General features: G+C 53.7%; 19 protein-coding genes. 9 read left to right on the forward strand and 10 right to left on the reverse strand.

All coding sequences use genetic code 11. The features are described 5' to 3' along the window. The first annotated feature begins 128 nt into the window (after positions 1-128). Positions 129-929, forward strand: a complete 801-nt coding sequence (locus ACRDCA_RS12245) for an AraC family transcriptional regulator (RefSeq protein ID WP_438689746.1) — start codon at positions 129-131, stop codon at positions 927-929. Here the strand turns inward: ACRDCA_RS12245 and leuA are convergent. Beyond that, positions 901-2568 (reverse strand): 2-isopropylmalate synthase, encoded by a 1668-nt coding sequence (leuA, locus tag ACRDCA_RS12250; RefSeq protein WP_438689747.1) that lies wholly within the window; start codon positions 2566-2568, stop codon positions 901-903. The two genes, ACRDCA_RS12245 and leuA, sit on opposite strands and share 29 nt — an antisense overlap. A 176-nt stretch (positions 2569-2744) precedes the next feature. Between leuA and ACRDCA_RS12255 the strand changes: the two genes are divergently transcribed. Next, positions 2745-3119 (forward strand): MysB family protein, encoded by a 375-nt coding sequence (locus ACRDCA_RS12255; RefSeq protein WP_438689748.1) that lies wholly within the window; start codon positions 2745-2747, stop codon positions 3117-3119. A 97-nt stretch (positions 3120-3216) separates the two neighbouring features. Beyond that, positions 3217-3765: a GNAT family N-acetyltransferase gene (locus ACRDCA_RS12260; RefSeq protein WP_438689749.1), complete on the forward strand. Its 549-nt coding sequence runs from the start codon at positions 3217-3219 to the stop codon at positions 3763-3765. 52 nt (positions 3766-3817) lie between these two features. Here ACRDCA_RS12260 and mdoH read toward each other — a convergent pair whose 3' ends face one another. Beyond that, complete coding sequence (mdoH, locus tag ACRDCA_RS12265) at positions 3818-6379, reverse strand: glucans biosynthesis glucosyltransferase MdoH (RefSeq protein WP_438689750.1); 2562 nt, start codon at positions 6377-6379, stop codon at positions 3818-3820. Continuing rightward, a complete protein-coding gene (locus ACRDCA_RS12270; protein ID WP_438689751.1) occupies positions 6372-7940 on the reverse strand; it encodes a glucan biosynthesis protein G in 1569 nt (522 codons plus the stop codon). Before ACRDCA_RS12270 ends, mdoH begins: the two co-directional genes overlap by 8 nt. Before the next feature lie 251 nt (positions 7941-8191). Between ACRDCA_RS12270 and mdoC the strand changes: the two genes are divergently transcribed. From mdoC to ACRDCA_RS12285, 3 genes are all read left to right on the forward strand, one after another. Continuing rightward, positions 8192-9319, forward strand: coding sequence for a glucans biosynthesis protein MdoC (gene mdoC, locus ACRDCA_RS12275; RefSeq protein ID WP_438689752.1), 1128 nt, complete (start codon positions 8192-8194; stop codon positions 9317-9319). Between the two features lie 265 nt (positions 9320-9584). Beyond that, positions 9585-9809, forward strand: coding sequence for a hypothetical protein (locus tag ACRDCA_RS12280; RefSeq protein ID WP_438689753.1), 225 nt, complete (start codon positions 9585-9587; stop codon positions 9807-9809). A gap of 491 nt (positions 9810-10300) precedes the next feature. Continuing rightward, the gene (locus ACRDCA_RS12285) at positions 10301-12022 is read left to right on the forward strand and encodes a potassium/proton antiporter (protein WP_438689754.1); all 1722 of its coding nucleotides are present in this window, start codon (positions 10301-10303) and stop codon (positions 12020-12022) included. Positions 12023-12307: 285 nt separating this feature from the next. Here ACRDCA_RS12285 and ACRDCA_RS12290 read toward each other — a convergent pair whose 3' ends face one another. From ACRDCA_RS12290 to ACRDCA_RS12300, 3 genes are all read right to left on the reverse strand, one after another. Continuing rightward, the gene (locus ACRDCA_RS12290; RefSeq protein WP_438689755.1) at positions 12308-12439 is read right to left on the reverse strand and encodes a hypothetical protein; all 132 of its coding nucleotides are present in this window, start codon (positions 12437-12439) and stop codon (positions 12308-12310) included. 69 nt (positions 12440-12508) lie between these two features. Continuing rightward, the gene (locus tag ACRDCA_RS12295; protein ID WP_438689756.1) at positions 12509-13012 is read right to left on the reverse strand and encodes a YlaC family protein; all 504 of its coding nucleotides are present in this window, start codon (positions 13010-13012) and stop codon (positions 12509-12511) included. Between the two features lie 124 nt (positions 13013-13136). After that, positions 13137-13436, reverse strand: a complete 300-nt coding sequence (locus ACRDCA_RS12300) for a hypothetical protein (RefSeq protein WP_438689757.1) — start codon at positions 13434-13436, stop codon at positions 13137-13139. 152 nt (positions 13437-13588) lie between these two features. On the opposite strand from ACRDCA_RS12300, the gene ACRDCA_RS12305 reads away from it, so the two are divergent. After that, positions 13589-14002, forward strand: a complete 414-nt coding sequence (locus ACRDCA_RS12305; RefSeq protein ID WP_438689758.1) for an Exc2 family lipoprotein — start codon at positions 13589-13591, stop codon at positions 14000-14002. A 415-nt stretch (positions 14003-14417) separates the two neighbouring features. After that, positions 14418-15920, forward strand: a complete 1503-nt coding sequence (proP, locus tag ACRDCA_RS12310) for a glycine betaine/L-proline transporter ProP (RefSeq protein ID WP_438689759.1) — start codon at positions 14418-14420, stop codon at positions 15918-15920. Between the two features lie 93 nt (positions 15921-16013). On the opposite strand, the gene ACRDCA_RS12315 is transcribed toward proP, so the two are convergent. Then, positions 16014-16967, reverse strand: coding sequence for a DMT family transporter (locus tag ACRDCA_RS12315; protein WP_438689760.1), 954 nt, complete (start codon positions 16965-16967; stop codon positions 16014-16016). A 139-nt stretch (positions 16968-17106) separates the two neighbouring features. Between ACRDCA_RS12315 and ACRDCA_RS12320 the strand changes: the two genes are divergently transcribed. After that, positions 17107-17601, forward strand: coding sequence for an Lrp/AsnC family transcriptional regulator (locus tag ACRDCA_RS12320; RefSeq protein ID WP_438689761.1), 495 nt, complete (start codon positions 17107-17109; stop codon positions 17599-17601). Positions 17602-17718: 117 nt separating this feature from the next. Here the strand turns inward: ACRDCA_RS12320 and ACRDCA_RS12325 are convergent, their stop codons facing one another. From ACRDCA_RS12325 to ACRDCA_RS12335, 3 genes are all read right to left on the reverse strand, one after another. Beyond that, a complete protein-coding gene (locus ACRDCA_RS12325; protein WP_438689762.1) occupies positions 17719-18138 on the reverse strand; it encodes a hypothetical protein in 420 nt (139 codons plus the stop codon). Positions 18139-18305: 167 nt separating this feature from the next. Then, a complete protein-coding gene (locus ACRDCA_RS12330; RefSeq protein ID WP_071680536.1) occupies positions 18306-19598 on the reverse strand; it encodes a TRAP transporter large permease in 1293 nt (430 codons plus the stop codon). A gap of 27 nt (positions 19599-19625) precedes the next feature. Further along, the gene (locus tag ACRDCA_RS12335; protein WP_025123315.1) at positions 19626-20138 is read right to left on the reverse strand and encodes a TRAP transporter small permease; all 513 of its coding nucleotides are present in this window, start codon (positions 20136-20138) and stop codon (positions 19626-19628) included. Between the last annotated feature and the right edge of the window lie 26 nt (positions 20139-20164).

A 20164-nucleotide genomic window follows, 5' to 3' on the forward strand; every position in this document is an offset into this window, starting at 1 on the left:
TCCCGCTATTGAAACCAACAAGCTAAACCGTTTTCACACTGCTACGACGTACAGGAAATGCGCTTTGCGACAATGGCCAGACATGGCATGCTGCATGGATGGCTTGATCACCCACCAAAGGAGCAAACGTGCTGTTTAGCATCGATAATCTGGCAGAGAATCAATCTATCGTGCCGTTCTCGAAAGACTATCTGGATGGTGACTGCGAACCGGACCACTGCCACAACTGTGCTCAACTTATCCACGCACTGAGCGGTGTCGTGCAGGTCAACACTCGCGTTGGCAGTTGGGTGGTTCCTCCGGGGCGTGGCGTCTGGTTACCGGCCAAGGTAGAGCATAACCTGCGGTTTAGCGGGAACGTGGCGGCGCGCACGCTGTTTGTTGATCCTTTGGCGCGCGCCGATTTGCCCGCCCAGTGTCAGGTGGTACAGATTTCCCCGTTGTTACGTGAACTGATTATCAGCGCGATGGACATTCAGCCCGATTATCGGCCCGGCGGGCGTGAAGAGCGCATTATGGAGCTGATCCTCGATGAACTGCGTATGCTGCCGATCCTGCCCCTACACCTTCCCGAACCACGTGATAGCGTCTTGTTGGCCCTGTGCCAGCATATTCAGCAATCATTGGCCCAACCTTGGGAATTGGAGCTGGCGGCGCGCCATATCAACGTCAGCGGCCGTACGCTGTCCCGCCGCTTCCAGCGCGAGACGGGCCTACGCTTTAGCGACTGGGTACGCCGTGCCCGCCTGCTGGCGGCGCTCAACGCCCTCGCCGCCGGAAGTTCGGTGCTGGAGGTGGCTTTGGATCTGGGCTATGACAGCCCCAGCGCGTTTAGCGCCATGTTCCGCCGCCTGCTTGGTGTTTCCCCCAGCACCTACTTTTCCCAGGCCCAGCCGGCGATCAGGGTAAACAGCGGCCAGCCACGTTAAATAGAGCCTGGAGCGAAGCGCTGGCCGAGTCAGCGTCAATCCCTACCCCATAAATTGCCTCACTTCTTGCTGACGTACAGCGAATGTAAGTCACGGCACGGCTGTGGCTCTGGTGACCCAGAGTGTGTTCATGGTAGTCGTCAATAGCCAGCACCAGACCAAAACGCTGGCATAACGCATCCACCGCGCTGGACAATAATCCATTGCCACTCCCCTGCAGCGATATTGACTCCCCTGCCAGAGCCACCTGCGCCGTAAAGCTGTAAGCCGCCCCACCCTGGCTTTGCGTTTGGTAACTGAGCAACTGCAAACGAGGTTGATCCACCAATCCGTAGCTGTTGCGGAACAGCCGCCAGATTTCCGCCACCGTCATTTCCTTACCGCTTTCATCCGTGGCCTGCTGCACCACCTTGCTGAAATCGATCTGCAAGCCACGCGGCAGGCGCAATCCATGATTCTGCTCCAGCAACCAGGCGGCACCACTTTTGCCAGACTGGCTGTTAACGCGGATCAACGCCTCGTAACTGCATCCCACATCTGCCGGGTCGAGCGGCAGGTATGGCACCTGCCATAACCCATCTTCGCGCAGTTGCTGGGCGGCAAAGCCTTTCTTGATGGCGTCCTGATGCGAGCCGGAGAACGCAGTAAACACCAATTCCCCGGCATAAGGATGGCGCGGATGTACCGGTAGCTGGTTGCATTGCTCCACCACCTCAACCACTTCTTTCAACCGGCTGAAGTCCAAGCCTGGCGCGATGCCCTGGGTATACAAGTTAAGGGCCAGCGTCACCAGATCGACATTCCCGGTACGCTCGCCATTGCCAAACAGACAACCTTCAACCCGATCGGCCCCCGCCAGCATGGCCAGTTCGGCACAAGCGACGCCGGTACCGCGATCGTTATGCGGATGCACGCTGATCGTTACCCGCTGACGCTGGCTGAAATGGCGGCAGAACCATTCGATCTGGTCGGCATAAATGTTCGGGGTACTCATTTCCACGGTGGCCGGCAGGTTGATGATCATCGGCCGCTGGCGTTCGGGTTGCCACACGTCTGCCACCGCTTCGCAAATTTGCAGGGCAAACTCCAGTTCGGTAAAGCAGAAGGTTTCCGGCGAATACTCGAAGCACCAATCGGTTTCTGGATGCCGATCGCACCACTGGCGAATACGCCGTGCGCCATTCACCGCCAGCGCCACGGTGGCGGCCTTATCCTGCTTGAAGACGATCTCGCGGAACATCGGAGCGGTAGCATTATACAGATGGACGATGGCGCGTGGAGCCCCTTGTAACGACTCCATCGTGCGGTCAATCAGATCGTCACGCGACTGCGTCAGCACCTGGATTGAGACGTCATCCGGGATCAGCCGTTGCTCGATCAGATGCCGCACGAAATCAAAGTCGGTTTGCGAGGCGGAAGGAAATGCCACCTCAATCTCCTTGAATCCACAACTCAATAACAGCTGATAGAACTGTAGCTTGCGAGCGTTATCCATCGGCTCGGCCAACGCCTGATTGCCGTCGCGCAGATCGCTGGAACACCAGCGTGGAGCCTGCTGCTGGGTGCGACCCGGCCACTGACGATCGGGTAAGTCAATGGCCGGGAACGGCCGGTACTTGCTTGCTGGGTTGGCTAACATCCTGATTCTCCTACAGACCAAAGGGTGTAGCCATTATTTCCTGAGCACGGCCAGGCGTCTCCCGACGGATGGACAATCATCGTCGCAAAACGGACAACAAAAAATTTGCATCCTGCGGCGATGCGACAACAATTAATGCTGGTGTTCCCCAAGATGATTGAAACAAGGAGATGCGTATGAGCCTGTATGCCACGCTGGAAGAAGCGATCGAAGCCGCTCGCGAAGAGTTTATCGAAACGGCAGAAGGCGGCGATGATGAGCCGCCGGTGCCCCAGCAGTTTAACCTGCAAAAATACATCATGTTGGACGGTGACACGATGTGGCAGGCCGAGTTTTTCGAAGAGGAAGGCGAGTCGGTCGAATGTTTTACCCTGCGTAGCGGTGCTGCCGCTCAGGCCATTTTTGACGGTGATTACGACGAGATTGAGATCCTCGCAGAGTGGATCAACGAAAATACGTTGTATGAGTGGGAGGAAGGTGATTTTCAACTCGATCCCCCGCTGGATACCGAAGAAGGCCAGAGCGCGGCCGACGAATGGGATGAGCGTTAAGACACTGGGGTGGGTGATGGATTGCCCACCCTCGCCTTGACGGCCCTGGCTGCGCATTGCATGCTGCAACAATCCTCCATTAACACAGGCAGCTATCATGCTTATCAGGCAGGCCGTTCCCGGTGATTATCAGGCAATTCTGGCCTTACAGGCGCAAAACACCCCAGAGCATCTCAACGCCCAACAGCGGCAACAGGGATTTATCGTTTCGCAAATGAACGAAAAACAGCTGGCAAGCATTAACAGCGGCCTGGGTATACTGATCGCCATTGAGGATCAACAGTTGGCAGGCTTTGTCTGCCTGATGCCAACCGATGCCCAACCCCGGCCACCGGTCGTGGATGCCATGCTGCAAACTCTAGCCAACCAGCAGTTTCAAGGGCAGACGCTGTCTCAACGGCGGGTATTTCTCTATGGCCCGGTATGCCTGAGTGCCGAATGGCGGGGAAAAGGCGTGCTGCGGCAGTTGTTTGCGGCGGTGAAAGCACGAACCCAGCAGGATTTTGATGTAGGTGCGTTGTTTATCAATGACGATAACCCGCATTCGCTAGCCGCCCATGTTGATGGCCTGGGGATGACGGCGCTAACCTCTTTCCACTGCAACCAGCAGAATTATCAACTGGTGGTCTTCGCCACCCACGGCTAAAAAAAGGGGGAACACGCCACGCGCATTCCCCCTTATTGATCAGCACTTGCCGTTAGCGTTGGCCGACGGGATGAGCCTGCTCATTATGCGGCAACTGCCGATAATGTTCGCGCCAGGCCTCGCCCTGCGGCAACTGCCAGATGCGTTGATGCAAACGTGACAGCGCCACCGGATCGCTCAACAGCTCCAGGCGTTTGGCTTTCGCCAACTTCTCTGGCCCCACTTCCAGCGCCTCGTTCACCCGCTCTTCCCGCACCTTTTCGATGAGAGTACGCAGATGGTGACGAGCCGTTGCCAGCGCGGCAGCCAAGGCGTTGTAAGACGGGTCCACCGCCGCATGCATAAAGCCGTTGCGCAAGGCGCGCTGACGATTAAGTTGCAGGTAGGTATCCGTAGCCACCAGCTCACGCGGCGGATCGTACTCTTCCGGGATCAGGAACAGCTTGGCACGCTTGCTCTTCAGACCGAGCGTGGCCCGGCTGGACAGCGCCGAAACAAACGGCGACAGGATCAACGAGAAGACAATCGGTGATAGCCACCACAGGAAGTTCAGATCCAGCAACGCCATGCCACCGCCCCAAACCAGGCCCAGCAGCATTTGCGAACCGTGGCGTCTGAAGGCTTCGCCCCAAGGGGTGTCATCATCATCACGCTGCGGTGAGTTCCACACCACTTCCCAGCCCAGGAACGCGCTGACCACGAACACGGTATGGAACAACATGCGCACCGGCGCCAACAGCACCGAGAACATCACCTCCATCAGCATGGAAATCAGCAGCCGGATCGGCCCGCCGTACTGCTTCGACCCTTTGGCCCAAACCAGCACGATACTCAGTAACTTCGGCAGGAACAGCAGCACCATGGTGGTGGAGAACAGCGCAATTGCCAGTTCAGGCTTCCACTGTGGCCACACCGGGAACAACTGCCGCGGTTGCAGGAAGTATTGCGGCTCCACCAGCGTATGTACTATCTGCAACGCGGTAGACAGCGCCAGGAACATAAACCACAGCGGTGCCGACAGGTAGGACATCACCCCGGTCAGGAACACCGCACGGTGTACCGGGTGCATGCCTTTTACCAGGAACAGGCGGAAGTTCATCAGGTTACCATGACACCAGCGGCGGTCGCGTTTCAGCTCGTCCAGCAGGTTAGGCGGTAACTCTTCATAACTGCCCGGCAGATCGTAGGCAATCCACACGCCCCAGCCGGCACGACGCATCAATGCGGCTTCCACAAAGTCATGAGAGAGAATGGAACCGGCAAACGAACCTTCACCCGGCAGCGGCGCCAATGCGCAGTGCTCGATAAAAGGTTTCACCCGGATGATGGCGTTATGCCCCCAGTAATGGGACTCACCCAACTGCCAGAAATGCAGACCAGCAGTGAACAATGGGCCATAGAGACGCGTGGCGAATTGCTGCACGCGAGCATACAGCGTATCCATCCCGGAAGCTTTTGGCGCAGACTGGATGATACCGGCGTTCGGGTTGGCTTCCATCAAGCGTACCAGCCCGGTGAGGCACTCACCGCTCATCACGCTATCGGCATCCAGGATCACCATATAGCTGTACTCGCCACCCCAACGACGGCAGAAGTCGTCGATGTTGCCGCTCTTGCGTTTCACACGACGGCGGCGACGGCGGTAGAAGATGCGCCCGTGGCCCTCAACATCGCGGCACAGTTCCATCCAGGCTTTCTGTTCGGCGACGCAGATATCGGGATCGTAACTGTCGCTCAGCACGTAGATATCAAAATGCTCAAGCTGACCGGTTGCCTTCACCGACTCATAGGTTGCCCGCAAGCCGGCAAATACCCGTTCGACGTCTTCGTTGCAGATAGGCATGATCAGCGCGGTACGGTGCGCCGGATCGATCGGCTCATCGCCCTTGATGGTCGAAGAAATGCTGTACTTATCTTTGCCGATCAGCAGTTGCAGGAATCCCATCAGCGCGGTCCAGAACCCGGCCGAAACCCAGCAGAACAGAATGGCGAACAGGATCAGAATGCCGGTCTGCAACAGATAAGGTAACAGTTGCAACAACGACTGCATCAGATCCTGATCCCACATGGCGAACGGATCGATCAGCGCCCAGCCCTGATAAGGCAGAATGGTTTTCATGTACCAGGTGGCAATGCCGGTTTGCACCAGCATCAGGATCAACAGCACGTAACGGCGCATTGAACCGACGATACGCCAGCGGTTTTCCGCCTCGGCCTCTTCTTTGCTGGCATGGCGATTATGCGTCTTACGCCCCAGCAGAGAATCCCAGAAGCGGCCCACCGGGTTGGTGCGCCAGGCCTCGGGGAACATGCTGGTGCGTTTGACCGGTGGCGTGGCTTTCAGAATGGTGCGCCCTTCCGGGTCACAGTCAAAATCGTCGTCATCAACGGCGTCCGGCCAAGCCTGGCTGATGCGCGCCTTGACCGAGGCCAGGGCGACATCATCGGCAGACAGTGATGCCACATTGACATCAGAGACGCCCATCTGACGATGCAATGCCTCCAGTGCCGGGGTCTCGGCCGCCATCAACTGTTGCTTGAGCTCCTCTGACCGCTCAGCGGTCAGAGGCATTGCCGCAAGATATTCCTGGGCAGTTTCAGTAGACTTATTCATTGGCAGGTAGCTGATAGCTCCAGGTTTCCGACAGGGTCTTGTCACCGTTGACCAACGCAGCACGCATTTCTACCGGTTGTTTCTCATCTTTGACTTTCAAACGTACCGTCAGGCGCCAGCCTTTGGTGACCGGATTATAGCGGACGCTGTTTTCCACCATTTCACCGTTGTCACCAATGCTGATCTGAGAAGCTACCGGCGTATTGGCATCCAGCGCTTTCAGTGCCGGGCCAACAAAATCAACCAGGAACGCCACGCTGCCGTCCGGTTCGCGGATCAGGTTCGACTGCTTCACATCACCGGTTGAACGCATGGTTTTACCCACGTAGCCGATATCCTGGGAATGCAGCTTCTCTTCGTCGCGGGTGAAATATAGACGGTAGTTCAACGCCAGCGGCGTTTTCGCGTCTGGCAGCACGTCCGGCGTCCAGAACGCCACGATATTATCGTTGGTTTCATCTGCGGTTGGGATCTCTACCAGTTCAACCTTGCCCTTGCCCCAATCGCCGCGCGGCTCCACCCAGGCACTAGGACGCAGATCGTAACGATCGTCCAGATCCTGGTAGTCACGGAAATCGCGACCACGTTGCAGCAGACCAAAACCTTGCGGATTTTCGACGGTATAGGTGCTGACCGACAGGTGCTTAGGATTGTTCAGCGGACGCCAGATCCACTCGCCGTTGCCGGCATGGATCGACAGACCGTTGGAGTCATGCAGCGCCGGACGGTAATTCAGGGTTGGCGAAGGATTGCTCGGCCCAAACAGGAACATGCTGGTCAACGGTGCCATACCCAGCTTGCCCACTTTGTCGCGCAGGAACACCTTAGACTCAACGTCTACCGTCGTATCGCGGCCGGGGTAAACCACAAAACGGTAGGCACCGGTGGCACGCGGAGAATCCAGCAAGGCATAGATCACCAGATGCTTGTCGCCCTGCTTCGGCCGCTCGATCCAGAATTCACGGAAACGCGGGAACTCTTCACCGGATGGCAAAGCGGTATCGATAGCCAGCCCACGAGCAGAAAGCCCATAAACCTGCCCTTTACCCACCACGCGGAAATAGCTTGCGCCCAGCACGCTCATGATTTCGTCGTTTTTATCCGCGCTGTTGACCGGATAAAGCACTTTAAAGCCAGCGAAACCGAGTTTCTTCACCGTGTCAGGATCGTGCTTGACGTTGCCAAAGTTAAAATAGTCCGGGCTGTACTTGATCTCTTTGACGGTGGTCGCCGTAACCTCGTTGATGGTGACCGGGGTGTCGAAGTACATGCCTTGATGGTAGAACTCAAGCTTGAAAGGGGTTTTCAGCTTATTCCACACGGCCTTGTCGTGGTTGAACTGGATCTGCTGATAGTCCGCGAACTTGAGTTCACGGAACTGAGAAGGAAGGTTGCTCTTCGGGGCTTCAAAGCCTTTTCCTGCCAGATCCTGCGCCTGTTTGGCCACATCGTCGATAGAAAAAGCCCATGCCTGCGAACTCAACAACGTGCACAAAACGGTAGCACCTAACCAACGTACGCTCGTGGCGCGTGGTTTTTTTGATAATAGATTTACTAGCACATCCCCCCCTATTCGTGTGCTCAAAATATTCAAAATCCATATTAATGGATTATTCCGCTCGCCGACAACATGATAAACGTGTGTTAATGTTTACGGCTTAGAGTTTAAGCAGTTGTGCAGCGTAGCAAGCCGTGCCCCAAGACGCTATGGAAAAATGTCAGTCGCTATAGTAGGGTTTGCGGTTGCGATAGCCTTATTGCCGACTTATTAAGCGGGTTTATGCCCTCCAGAGCAACCATCAGCGGTAAACTATGACAAACGGCACCAACCAGCGGGAGTTTTTCCTCGATTCAATCCGGGCGTATTTAATGTTGCTCGGCATTCCTTTTCATCTTTCTCTGATTTACTCCAGCCATTCCTGGGCGGTAAACAGTGCCACCCCGTCGTTTTCACTGACGGTGCTGAACGACTTTATTCACGCCTTTCGCATGCAGGTGTTCTTCATCATTTCCGGCTACTTTTCCTACATGCTGTACGAGCGCTATGACAGCCACCGCTGGTTAAAGGTACGCCTGGAGCGGGTTGCCATCCCGCTACTGAGTTCTATCCCTTTGATTACCCTGCCACAGTTCTTTTTACTCAAGAACTTCACCGATAAAATCAACGGCTGGGATGGCTTTACCCCTTATCAAAAAATAAACGTGGCGGTTTGGGAACTGGTTTCCCATCTGTGGTTTTTATTAACCTTATGCTTATTGACCTGCGCCTGTTTTTATCTGTTTAAAAAAATTAAGGCCATCACATCACCAACGGCACCACGGCCGATTAATAAAATGACCAATTTGAGCAATATCTCATTGTGGTTTTTATTATATGCCTTTATATACGGCGTGTTTCATCGCGTTATTTTAATCACGGCTCCGCATTTGCTGTCTAACGGCCTGTTCAACTTCGTGGTGATGGAAACGCTGTTCTACCTGCCGTTCTTCATTATCGGTGCCTACGCCTTCAAGTACCCGTGGCTCAAAGCGGTGTTCCTCAAGCCCTCATGGCCAGCCGTGCTGGGTTCGCTGCTGCTGTTCTTGGCCTACATGCTCAACCAGAAACTGCTGGCAGACAGCAGCTTCATGTTTGAACTGGAAATCGCGATAAAAAGCGTGCTCGGCGTCCTGATGGCCAACGTGGTGTTCTCATTTGGCCATGCGCTGCTTGACTTCCAATCGCCACGCATTACCTATCTGGTCAACGCATCGCTGTTCATCTATCTGGTGCACCATCCGCTGACGTTGATATACGGTGCCTTCGTGACCCCGCTGATCGAGAGTAATCTACTGGGCTTCCTGTTGGGTCTGGTGTTTGTTTTTTCCTGCGCCTTCCTGCTCTATGAGCTGCACAAACGCATCCCGCTGTTACGCTTCCTGTTTTCCGGTAAAGCCTAGTCTGCCTGTACCGGGCGCGGCATGCTGCGCCCGCTTGGCTATAATTGATCGGTACGCAGCGCACAGATTGGTCAACCTATTGCGGCCTGTTGATGCAAAGTTGTGCTGGAGCATATTGCGGTGAGTTGTTATAACTACAGTGCATAAGAAAAAATCCACATCCCTGCCTTACGGTAGCGATTGGGCTCAACACCCCAAGGGATGGCGCATCACCATCGCGTGCGCCAGTACGACTTCCCTTCCGCCACGACAGAGAGGATTTTTAATGACCGACAAAACGACCACGGCAACCGAAGCCGTAGCAGAAAACGCCACACTACTGAAAATCCTGGGCAGACTGCTCTCTGCACTGGATTCTTCCATCAGCGGCAAAGATCGCAGCGTATTGGTTACCGAGCTTTCCAGCCTCAACCTGGACGGGATCTCCGAAGCTGAACGGAAGCTGGCGGGCGAATTAATCAAGCGCGCTCTGCAATCACTCGATCACTAAGCTCCCGCCCACAAACCATTAAGCCTCCGTTTGGGGGATTAATGGTTTTTCATCACAAATCTGTTTACTCCCATCCTCAATCAGCTGATAAATAGACACAAAAGCCGCAATATCCGCATTTCACTCCTGTTTTTACCAAACTCTGTGGCAAACAGCCATAATGGCACCATTTTTTGGCAATCAGCCTTGGCGTTTTACCGGAAAAACAGGCTATCATGGCCCTAATGCTTGTCAGTTAAGGCCATCCGTCGCCCCTCACCCCGGCCCTCTCCCGATATAGCGTCCCGGAATACCCTACGTACAATGATGCGAAGAGGGGGCGAGTCCGGAGCCGCGGGTAGGTACAGATGCCAATTTGTAGCACGTTCAGTCCCCTATCCCTGTGGGAGAGGTTAGGGTGAGGGCATTACTGACAAACATTACGATCATGGCCCGGTGCCTATGCTTTAGCGCCCCCACCCTTTCAGCTCAATTCGCAGGAGAACATTATTTTGGATGCCAGCACGATCAATAGCTTGTTCATCATCGGTGCCGTGTTGGTGGGAGCAAGTATTCTGCTCAGTTCTTTCTCTTCGCGTCTGGGTATTCCCATTCTGGTGATCTTCCTGGCGATAGGCATGCTGGCCGGCGTTGACGGCCCCGGTGGCATCGCCTTCGACAACTATCCTGTCGCTTATCTGGTCAGCAACCTGGCTTTGGCCGTGATCCTGCTTGACGGCGGTATGCGTACCCGCGTCAGTTCTTTCCGTGTCGCCCTGTGGCCAGCATTGTCACTGGCCACTATCGGCGTACTGATCACCGCCGGTCTGACGGGCCTGGCCGCCGCCTGGCTGTTTAACCTCGATCTGATCCAGGGGCTGTTAATCGGGGCGATTATTGGCTCCACCGATGCGGCGGCGGTATTTTCGCTGTTGGGCGGTAAAGGGCTGAACGAGCGTGTCAGCGCTACGCTGGAAATTGAGTCCGGCAGCAACGATCCGATGGCGGTGTTTTTAACCATCACCCTGATTGCCATGATTTCCGCTGGCGAAACCTCGTTGAGCTGGATGTTCATCGTCCATCTGTTGCAGCAGTTTGGCATGGGCATCGTGCTCGGGCTGGGCGGCGGCTGGTTGCTGATGACGCTGATCAACCACATCAAACTGGCAGAAGGTTTATATCCGCTACTGGCCGTGAGCGGCGGTATTTTGATTTTTGCGTTAACTACCGCGCTGGATGGCAGCGGCATTCTGGCGGTCTACCTGTGTGGCCTGTTGCTGGGTAACCGCCCGATCCGTAACTATCACGGCATTGTGCAAACCTTTGACGGGCTGGCCTGGCTGAGCCAGATCGGCATGTTCCTGGTGCTGGGGCTGTTGCTCAACCCGCACGATCTGTTGCCTATTGCCATCCCTGCCCTGCTGCTCTCGCTGTGGATGATCCTGTTTGCCCGCCCGATCTCGGTGTTTATCGGCCTGTTGCCATTTCGCAACTTTAACCTGCGTGAACGCATGTTCATCTCCTGGGTGGGGCTACGCGGCGCGGTGCCGGTGATCCTGGCAGTGTTCCCGATGATGGCCGGGCTACCCAATGCCAATCTGTTCTTCAACGTCGCGTTCTTTGTGGTGCTGGTTTCACTGCTGTTGCAGGGGACATCGCTGTCCTTTGCCGCCAAAAAGGCCAAGGTGGTAGTGCCTCCGGCATTGGCACCGATTTCCCGCGTGGGGCTGGATGTCCACCAGGAAAACCAATGGGAGCAGTTTACCTACCAGCTCACCGCAGAAAACTGGTGCGTTGGCGCGCAGCTGCGTGAACTCAAGCTACCGCAGGGAACGCACATTGCCGCGCTGTTCCGCGGCAAAGAGCTACTACATCCGAGTGGCAGTACCCGCTTGCTGGCAGGTGATACCCTGTGCGTTATCGGTCATGAACACGATCTGCCTGCGCTGGGTAAACTGTTTAGCCAAGCGCCTACGGTGACACTGGATGAGCGCTTCTTCGGTGATTTCATTCTGCAATCCGATGCGCGTTTATGCGATATCTCGCAGGCCTACGGCCTGGATCTGCAAGACGGCGTGGACGAACAGCAAACGCTCGGCCAGTTCGTCACCAAGTTGATCGGCGGCGAAGCCGTGGTGGGGGATCAGGTGGAGTGGGATGGATTAACCTGGACCATCGCGGAAATGGACGCTAATCAGATCAGTAAGATAGGCGTGAAAATCGTTACCGATTAACCCGTCAATACCATTAACGGCCACGCTGCGGGAACTAATCCAGCCCGCAAAACTCTTAATGTCTGGCATGGCCGACTTGCTCCACCGAATACTAATTGGATGATGTAATCTGATGCAAAATAAACAACAAGAGAAAGACGTTCTGGGAAAAGTACTGCTGACGGTTTCTGCCCTGTGCCTGGTAACTGTGGCAGGGCTGTTGATTTGGGGTTTTGTGCTTGATTAAAACAATCTCTGGCGGGCGGACATAAAAAAACCGCCGCAGCGGTTTTTCAGGTAATTCGATCAGATTTTGCAGCCTTCGCAGTCTTCTTCATCCTCAAGGATTTCAGGAACTTCTCTGGCTTTCTGCGCCGCATTCTTTTCCGCTTTGGCTAATTCAGCATCAATGTCAAAATCAAAAATATCATCACTCATCGCTATTTCCTAAGAATAGTCTCATAACCAACGACTATTATAACCCACATCGGCACTGGTGCAACCACTTCAGCTCAGCACCGCCTGAGGCGTTGACGGGGTAGCCAATCTTTTGCCATAGGCTAGATCGTAAACGTCATAGAAGTCGATCTCGCCCTTGTTGGCGATGATTTCCTGCATGCGGGTTTTCAACACCGAACTCACCGTCGGTTCGTTCAACAGTGTCTGAATGGCCTGCGGCGACAAAGCGCGTGTAAAGTACCATTCCCCGTTGTAGCAGACGCGCAGATCCAGCACGCCGATATCTTCAAAACGGTATACCGGTTTGATTTCAATCAACAACATGGCAAACATAAACAGCACAAAGGCAGTAAAACCCAGGAATGAATACAGCCCCATGTAGGGCACCGGGTACATCACCGCAATCACCGCAAAGTAGCCAGCGAACATGGCAAAACACAGCCAACGGTGGGTGCGTGCAAACTCACTGTTGAAACGCGGCTTGCCGTCACGCCCTTCTCGCCGGTTAATCTGTTCTATCTCTGCAACCAGAATGTTCTTAATCGTATCCATCGCCATAACCTTAATGCCTCAGCGCATCGTTTCTATCACCAATCTCAGCCCAAGCTATCACAATGACAATTTATTGAGGTAGATCAATTCCTGCATTATTCGCAGCAAACTGTTATAGCTCAACTCAGCGTGACTCTGATGCCCTGCCCTGCGCGACCATAAACATACGCTGTGCCACATCATCCGCCTGCTTGATCTTGCGTTTCTGTGGTTCGTTACATCGCTGCGCTGCGCGCACATAGGCAATTTCATGAGCCTGATCGATCATCGAGATCACTTTGTCGCGCGCGGTCTTGTCCATATTGCCCAATAGGGTGGTGATGATCGCCTGGTAGGCATTGGAGGCCGCAGTTAATGCCTGTTCCCGGGCCTCCAACGCCTCAATACGTTGCAATAACGTTTGCAGTAGTTCGGTATCAGACATATCCACCTCCACTAACCAGGCAACGCTGCCTGATATAAGTCTAGCAAAGGTTCTGCTTGCTATGATGCTGATGGGTTTCAATATGTTGCAACTGGGATAGAATAGCCCGGCATCCTCTGGAACAGAAAATACCCTATAACATGGAGAGTCATATGCCGCTTAAACGTTACCGCACGCTCCCGCTGCTTGCCACGCTGTTGCTTTGTGCCTGTACGGCATCCCAAAGCAGCGTTGAAAAACACGCGCGCCGTTCAACCTTCCAGTTGGCGGATGCGCATTTCAGCCCCGATACGCGCACCGATATCTCAAAGTCGATGAAAGCCGCCATCCCGTTCTTCGAGCAGTTTTACCAGCTAGGCAAAAAAGATCGCCAGGATGGACTGACCCGCGAACAGGCTCAGCAAAGGGTGGACGGGTTCCGCAGCCCTGATTTTTTACCTGAGTCAGAGCAGAAAGCGACGATGTTTAATCAATCCTATACGGCTGATTCGCCGAAGAAACAGCGCGCGATCCTGCTTGAAAATGCTATCGCCACCTACTGGGATGGCTATGACGGCAAGCCCTAAACGAGCCAGTTTCGCCCCCTGCTTTTGCGTCTATGCGGGGGGTTCCCTCCGGCAGTGTTCGGGGACATGGTAGACAGGTGTTCGCAGACATGCTGAACGCTTTTTAACAGCCAATCTTGATGAAAATCAGTCATTCCCTCAAACATTCCTTCCTGCAAAGTTACTGAAAAACATAACATTTGTTACTCAATTTGATTCAAACTCCAGATAACGCTAAGCTATATGACAAGAAAAACTAATCCTAAAGATGACATTTTTTGTTTAAAACCCTATTTATTGTGATGAGAATCTCAGAAAAGAAGCACAAGGACGATCTTTCTAAACAGGGGGTGACATTAGCCTGACTGATATCTTGACCAATAAAAATGAGCGGGCCGACGAACTCGCCGACGATCAATTTTGCATGGGATGATTTATGAAGCTAAGAAAAAAAAAGCATAAACCACTACAGATTAATGACATCACGATTATTGATGACAGCAAGTTAAAAAAAGCCATTACCGCCGCCGCATTAGGCAACGCCATGGAATGGTTCGACTTCGGTGTTTACGGCTTTGTTGCCTACGCACTGGGCCAGGTGTTCTTCCCTGGCGCAACGCCCGGCGTGCAGATGATTGCCGCTCTGGCCACCTTCTCGGTTCCTTTCCTGGTACGCCCTCTGGGCGGCGTGTTCTTCGGTGCCATGGGCGATAAATTCGGCCGCCAGAAAGTGCTATCCATTACCATCATTATTATGGCCATCAGTACCTTCTGTATCGGCCTGATCCCATCCCACGCCTCGATCGGCATTTGGGCACCTATCCTGCTGTTGCTGGCCAAACTGGCTCAGGGTTTCTCCGTTGGTGGGGAATATTCTGGTGCGGCCATCTTCGTGGCCGAATATTCGCCGGACCGTAAACGCGGATTCATGGGCAGTTGGCTCGACTTTGGCTCCATCGCTGGCTTCGTATTAGGGGCAGGCGTAGTGGTGTTAATCTCCAGCATCGTGGGCGAGGCCAACTTCCTCGACTGGGGCTGGCGTATTCCGTTCTTCCTGGCCGCGCCGCTGGGGGTGATTGGCCTGTATTTACGCCATGCCTTGGAAGAAACGCCCGCCTTCCAGCAGCATATGGACAAGATGGAACAGAACGACCGTGCGGCGATTGAAAACCCGCCGAAGACCTCGTTCAAAGAGATCGCCACCAAACACTGGAAAAGCCTGCTGGTGTGCGTAGGTATCGTGATCTCGACCAACGTGACCTACTACATGCTGTTGACCTACATGCCAAGCTACCTGTCGCATAATTTGCACTATTCCGAAGACCACGGCGTGCTGATTATCATTGCCATCATGCTCGGGATGCTGTTCGTGCAGCCGTTGGTTGGCCTGACCAGTGACCGTATTGGCCGTAAGCCGTTCATCATCGGCGGTAGTATTGGCCTGTTGGCGCTGGCTATCCCCAGCTTCATCCTGATCAACAGTAACGTTATCGGGCTGATTTTTGTTGGCCTGCTGATCCTGGCCGTATTGCTCAACTGCTTTATCGGGGTGATGGCGTCAATACTGCCTGCGATGTTCCCTACCCACATCCGCTACAGCGCATTGGCCATTGCCTTCAATATCTCGGTACTGATTGCAGGTGCCACGCCGACGCTGATCGCCTGGTTGGTCGAATCCACCGGCAACCTGTATATGCCAGCCTACTATCTGATGGTAGTGGCAGCGATTGGTCTGGTGACTGGCCTGTATATGAAAGAAACGGCCAACAAGCCACTGCGTGGCGCAGCACCTGCTGCCTCTGACCGTTCGGAAGCCAAAGAGCTGTTGCAGGAAACCTACGATAATATCGAGCAGAAGGTGGAAGATATCAGCCAGCAAATCGCCGATTTAGAGAAGAAAAAGCAGACGCTGATCGACCAGCATCCAAAGCTGGATTAATCACCGATAGTCGCTATAGGCCAGAGTTCGTGAATATCACGGCTCTGGCCTTTTTATTTGTGCAGTATGAGCTAGGCAGTCAGGATGTTGTCGCTACCCCGTTCTTTCACTTCCCGCTGGTTTCACCGTCACGATATAGATGCCCAACATAATCACCAGCAGGCCAATACCCAGCGTGAGGGTCAGTTTCTCGCCCAGGAAAGCAACGGACATCAGCAAGCCTATCACCGGTACTCCGAGCATAGCCGTCGACATGCTGGTGCTCGACAACCACATGCTGGCGGCGTTCACCGCAACAAAGCAGAATGCGGTTGCCAACGGCCCCATAAACAGCAGAATTTCAATTAATGAGGTAGAACCATCACCGGTAAACGGCCCTTCCACCACCCGTGCCATCAGCGCCAACGGCACGCTGGCCAGCAGCATCTGCCAGGGCGCAAGCTCATAAGCGCTGCATACACCCTTGTGATAGCGCAGGTGCAAGATACACATCGCCCAGGCAAATGAGGCCGTCAGCAACATCAGGTTCGCCACGACGAGTACCTTATCGCCCCAGTTAAAGGTGAAGGGATTGAACAGCACAATCACCCCAACACCACCAAGCAATGACCCCATCAGTTGCCGACGTGAAAGTGACTGACGGAAAAATAACACCGCAATCGGCGTGACCCAAAGCGGCGTGGTGTAGGCCAGGATCGCGGACCGGCCTGCGGGCACTTCGGTCATGGCAAAAGCCCCCAGCACGGTAAACGTTAACATTTGCAACAGCCCCACGCTCAACACCAAAGGCCAATCTTTTCGCGGCGGGAAGCGTAATTTCTTCGTCAGTATCTGTAGAGCAAACAGACACAGCGCACCACTGACAAATCGGGTGGTTGAGAGCCAGATGGGCGTCATATGAGAGAGCCCCGCCTTCATCACCGGCCAGTTCGCGCCCCAGATCACAATTGCCCCAACCAACAGCAGGACACCTTTGATTTTTACGCTATCGGGCGCGTAACCCCGCGTGCTTTGCGAGCCGGTTAAGTATTTTCCCTCAGTATCCACAGCGATTTCTCATCCATTAATTCAATACGCTGATTTTATCTGGTTAACCGGGGGTAATTTCTCTTATTATGTTTACCGAATCGGTTTTTATGAGTCATTTTACCCATCAAAGCCATCTTTATAGGACAAATTTTCTCACATGAAGAAGCTCGATCGTACAGACGTCGCCATTCTGAACTCCATGCAGACAAATTCGCGGATCACCAATGCGGAGCTTGCGCGCTCGGTCAACCTGTCCCCCACTCCCTGCTTTAACCGCGTAAAAGCGATGGAAGAGTCAGGCATTATCAAGGGGCAAGTGACCTTATTGGAACCGGCGGTGCTAGGGCTGCATGTGAACGTATTTATTCAGGTGAGTCTGGAAAAGCAGGTGGAAGGTGCGCTCAGCAACTTTGAGCAAGCCATTGATGAACGGCCCGAAGTAATGGAGTGTTATCTGATGACGGGGGATGCCGACTACCTGCTGCGGGTATTGGTGCCCGATATCCGCGCATTGGAACGCTTTATTCTGGACCATCTGACCAAGATCCCGGGCGTCGCCAATATCCGATCCAGCTTTGCTCTCAAGCAGGTACGCTACAAAACGGCCTTGCCGTTACCGGCGGAAGGCATCAGCGTCCAGCCAATTAAATAATTTTGCGGGTGCTCACGGCGTAGGGGGCGCTGCGCCCGTCAGGATAATTGCACGCTGATGACCTTGCCGCATTTTATTGAAGCTGCGCGAAGGCTCAAGCCCCCGCGCATAAAGGGATTATTTTTTCTTGGCCGTTGTCGGGTTTGGCTTGGCTTTCTTTGGCTTGGCAACGACTTCTGCCGTAACGGCTGGCTCTTTCGCCGCAGGGGCCGGTGCCTTGGTTTTCGCTTTTACCGCCACAGGAGGCTTCTCAGCCGTGGTTTTGGCTTTGGCCGCAGCCACTACAGGCTTGCTCGGCGTTGCGGCCGGCTTGACCTCCGAAGCGGTAGGCACAATATCATTGCCCTTAACCTCGGCAATAGCCGGATCGGCAGCCAATGCCTTGTACTTTTCCACCAGGTGTTGATAGGTATTTAACGCTTTGACGCCGTTAAAGGAGTTATCAATCTTCCCCGCACGGATCAGCTCGATCACCACCTGCTGGGCCGCAAGCTCTGGGTGCTTCGCCGGGTTAATAATCTCAATTTCAAATTCCATCGTCATCTCCTGATCCTCAATGAATAGCTGAGCTTGGCAGCATACCATTTACCGCCGATCACGAAATCGCGCTGAATCCATTCAATTTAAAAAATCTTTAGAACTCATCAGTTAGCTTGCCGAAAAGTGCCCATTCCGTTAGTCATGGGCACTATAAAGGAACAGACTTAACCGGTATGTACTCCGAATAATTTGGGCAGGAACAGGGAGATGGCCGGAATGTAGGTGATCACCATCAGTACCAGGAACAGCACTGCATAGAAAGGCAGCATCGCTTTCACAACCTGCTCGATTTTCTGCTTGCTCACCGCACTGGCGACAAATAATACAGATCCCACCGGCGGCGTGATCAGACCAATCCCCAGGTTAACCAGCATGATCATACCAAAGTGCACCGGATCAATGCCCAGCGAGTTGGTCACTGGCAGTAGCACAGGCGTGAGGATCAGGATTAACGGCGCCATGTCCATCAAGGTGCCAATGAGCAGCAACATGATGTTGATACACATCAGGATCACATATTTGTTATCTGAAATGGAGGTGAACATCTCGGTAATGCGCGCAGGCAACTGCATGTAGGTCATAATGCCGCCGAACGCCGCCGCAAAACCAATCAGGATCATCACGATGGTGACGGTTTTTACCGTGCGGTACATCAGTTTCGGCAACTCCGACCATTTGTAGTCACGATAAATAAACATGGTGACGAAGAACGACCACAGGCAGGCAATGGCGGCCGATTCAGTGGCGGTAAAGATGCCTGATAGGATCCCCCCCATAATAATGACCACGGTCATTAATCCCCACAGTGTATCAACGAAAATTTTCACTGCCTGGCGGAAAGGAATTTTTTCACCTTTCGGATAACCCCGTTTATGAGCAAAGCAGACGCACATCACCATCAGGCTAAAGCTGAGTAGCAACCCAGGCAAAATCCCGGCGATAAACAACGCAGCAATTGAAACCGTTCCCCCGGTCGCCAGTGAATAAATGACCGAGTTGTGGCTAGGCGGGGTCAAAATAGCTTGAACCGACCCACTCGCCGTTACCGCTGCGGCAAAATCGCGTGGGTAACCTTTCTTGTCCATTTCCGGGATCATCACGGAACCGATGGAGGCCGTATCCGCAACGGAAGAACCGGAGATCGCCCCAAAGAACGTTGACGCCACAATATTGACCAGAGACAGGCCACCGCGAATAAACCCGACAAAGATATAGGCAAAGTTAACCAATCGCCTGGCTATTCCCCCTTCGGCCATGATCGCCCCCGCCAGAATAAAGAAAGGGATGGCCAGCAATGAAAACTTGTTTACGCCATTGGTTAACTGGATCATTACCGCTTCAAGCGGGATATCGATCCACAAGGCCCCCACGATCGCACTGATACCAACCGCATAAGCAACGGGAACACCGATAGCCAACATTACGGCCAATGAAGCAACTAATATGAAAGCATCCATGTAATGGCTCCTGGATAGTAGGCTGTATTAACTCTCTGCTGACCCCAACATCACAGCTGGGCGGCGTTGCTGAGAACCAAAAAGGATCCGTTCAACAATAAAGAGTATCGTTACCGTTGATCCGATTGGCAGTGGCAAATAGGTTTCCCCAGCGGTAAGCAGAGGGAATTCTGCCACCGGCTGTTCCCACAACTCCCGGCACAAGGCATAGCTGTACACCAGAATAAATACGCTGATCGCCAACATCATCAGGTCGGTCAGCAAGGCACTGGCTTTTTGTAAATGAGGCGGGAGACGGTCCGTCACCATGGAGACGGCAATATGGGAACCAGCGCGATAGCTCACCGCAGCCCCAATAAAGGTAAAGGTAACCATACACATGATGGCGACTGGTTCAGGCCATGATAACGCGCTATTCAATATATAACGCGCAAATATGCCGACAGGAATTACCGACACCATAAGTAACAAAGCTATCCCTGAGCCCCACATTGAAATGCGATAAATAACGTCCATGAGCAACGAATAATAACGTCCCATAATAATATTACCTATATGAAAAGGTC

It is taken from the genome of Serratia sp. (in: enterobacteria) (genome assembly GCF_051654945.1).
GTDB lineage: Bacteria > Pseudomonadota > Gammaproteobacteria > Enterobacterales > Enterobacteriaceae > Chania.

Excerpts from the sequence above, each read along its gene's own strand:
- leuA (WP_438689747.1), bottom strand. The coding sequence starts at position 2,568 with ATGTTAGCCAACCCAGCAAGCAAGTACCGGCCGTTCCCGGCCATTGAC.
- ACRDCA_RS12255 (WP_438689748.1), top strand. The coding sequence starts at position 2,745 with ATGAGCCTGTATGCCACGCTGGAAGAAGCGATCGAAGCCGCTCGCGAA.
- ACRDCA_RS12260 (WP_438689749.1), top strand. The coding sequence starts at position 3,217 with ATGCTTATCAGGCAGGCCGTTCCCGGTGATTATCAGGCAATTCTGGCC.
- mdoH (WP_438689750.1), bottom strand. The coding sequence starts at position 6,379 with ATGAATAAGTCTACTGAAACTGCCCAGGAATATCTTGCGGCAATGCCT.
- mdoC (WP_438689752.1), top strand. The coding sequence starts at position 8,192 with ATGACAAACGGCACCAACCAGCGGGAGTTTTTCCTCGATTCAATCCGG.
- ACRDCA_RS12280 (WP_438689753.1), top strand. The coding sequence starts at position 9,585 with ATGACCGACAAAACGACCACGGCAACCGAAGCCGTAGCAGAAAACGCC.
- ACRDCA_RS12290 (WP_438689755.1), bottom strand. The coding sequence starts at position 12,439 with ATGAGTGATGATATTTTTGATTTTGACATTGATGCTGAATTAGCCAAA.
- ACRDCA_RS12295 (WP_438689756.1), bottom strand. The coding sequence starts at position 13,012 with ATGGATACGATTAAGAACATTCTGGTTGCAGAGATAGAACAGATTAAC.
- ACRDCA_RS12300 (WP_438689757.1), bottom strand. The coding sequence starts at position 13,436 with ATGTCTGATACCGAACTACTGCAAACGTTATTGCAACGTATTGAGGCG.
- ACRDCA_RS12305 (WP_438689758.1), top strand. The coding sequence starts at position 13,589 with ATGCCGCTTAAACGTTACCGCACGCTCCCGCTGCTTGCCACGCTGTTG.
- proP (WP_438689759.1), top strand. The coding sequence starts at position 14,418 with ATGAAGCTAAGAAAAAAAAAGCATAAACCACTACAGATTAATGACATC.
- ACRDCA_RS12320 (WP_438689761.1), top strand. The coding sequence starts at position 17,107 with ATGAAGAAGCTCGATCGTACAGACGTCGCCATTCTGAACTCCATGCAG.
- ACRDCA_RS12325 (WP_438689762.1), bottom strand. The coding sequence starts at position 18,138 with ATGGAATTTGAAATTGAGATTATTAACCCGGCGAAGCACCCAGAGCTT.
- ACRDCA_RS12330 (WP_071680536.1), bottom strand. The coding sequence starts at position 19,598 with ATGGATGCTTTCATATTAGTTGCTTCATTGGCCGTAATGTTGGCTATC.
- ACRDCA_RS12335 (WP_025123315.1), bottom strand. The coding sequence starts at position 20,138 with ATGGGACGTTATTATTCGTTGCTCATGGACGTTATTTATCGCATTTCA.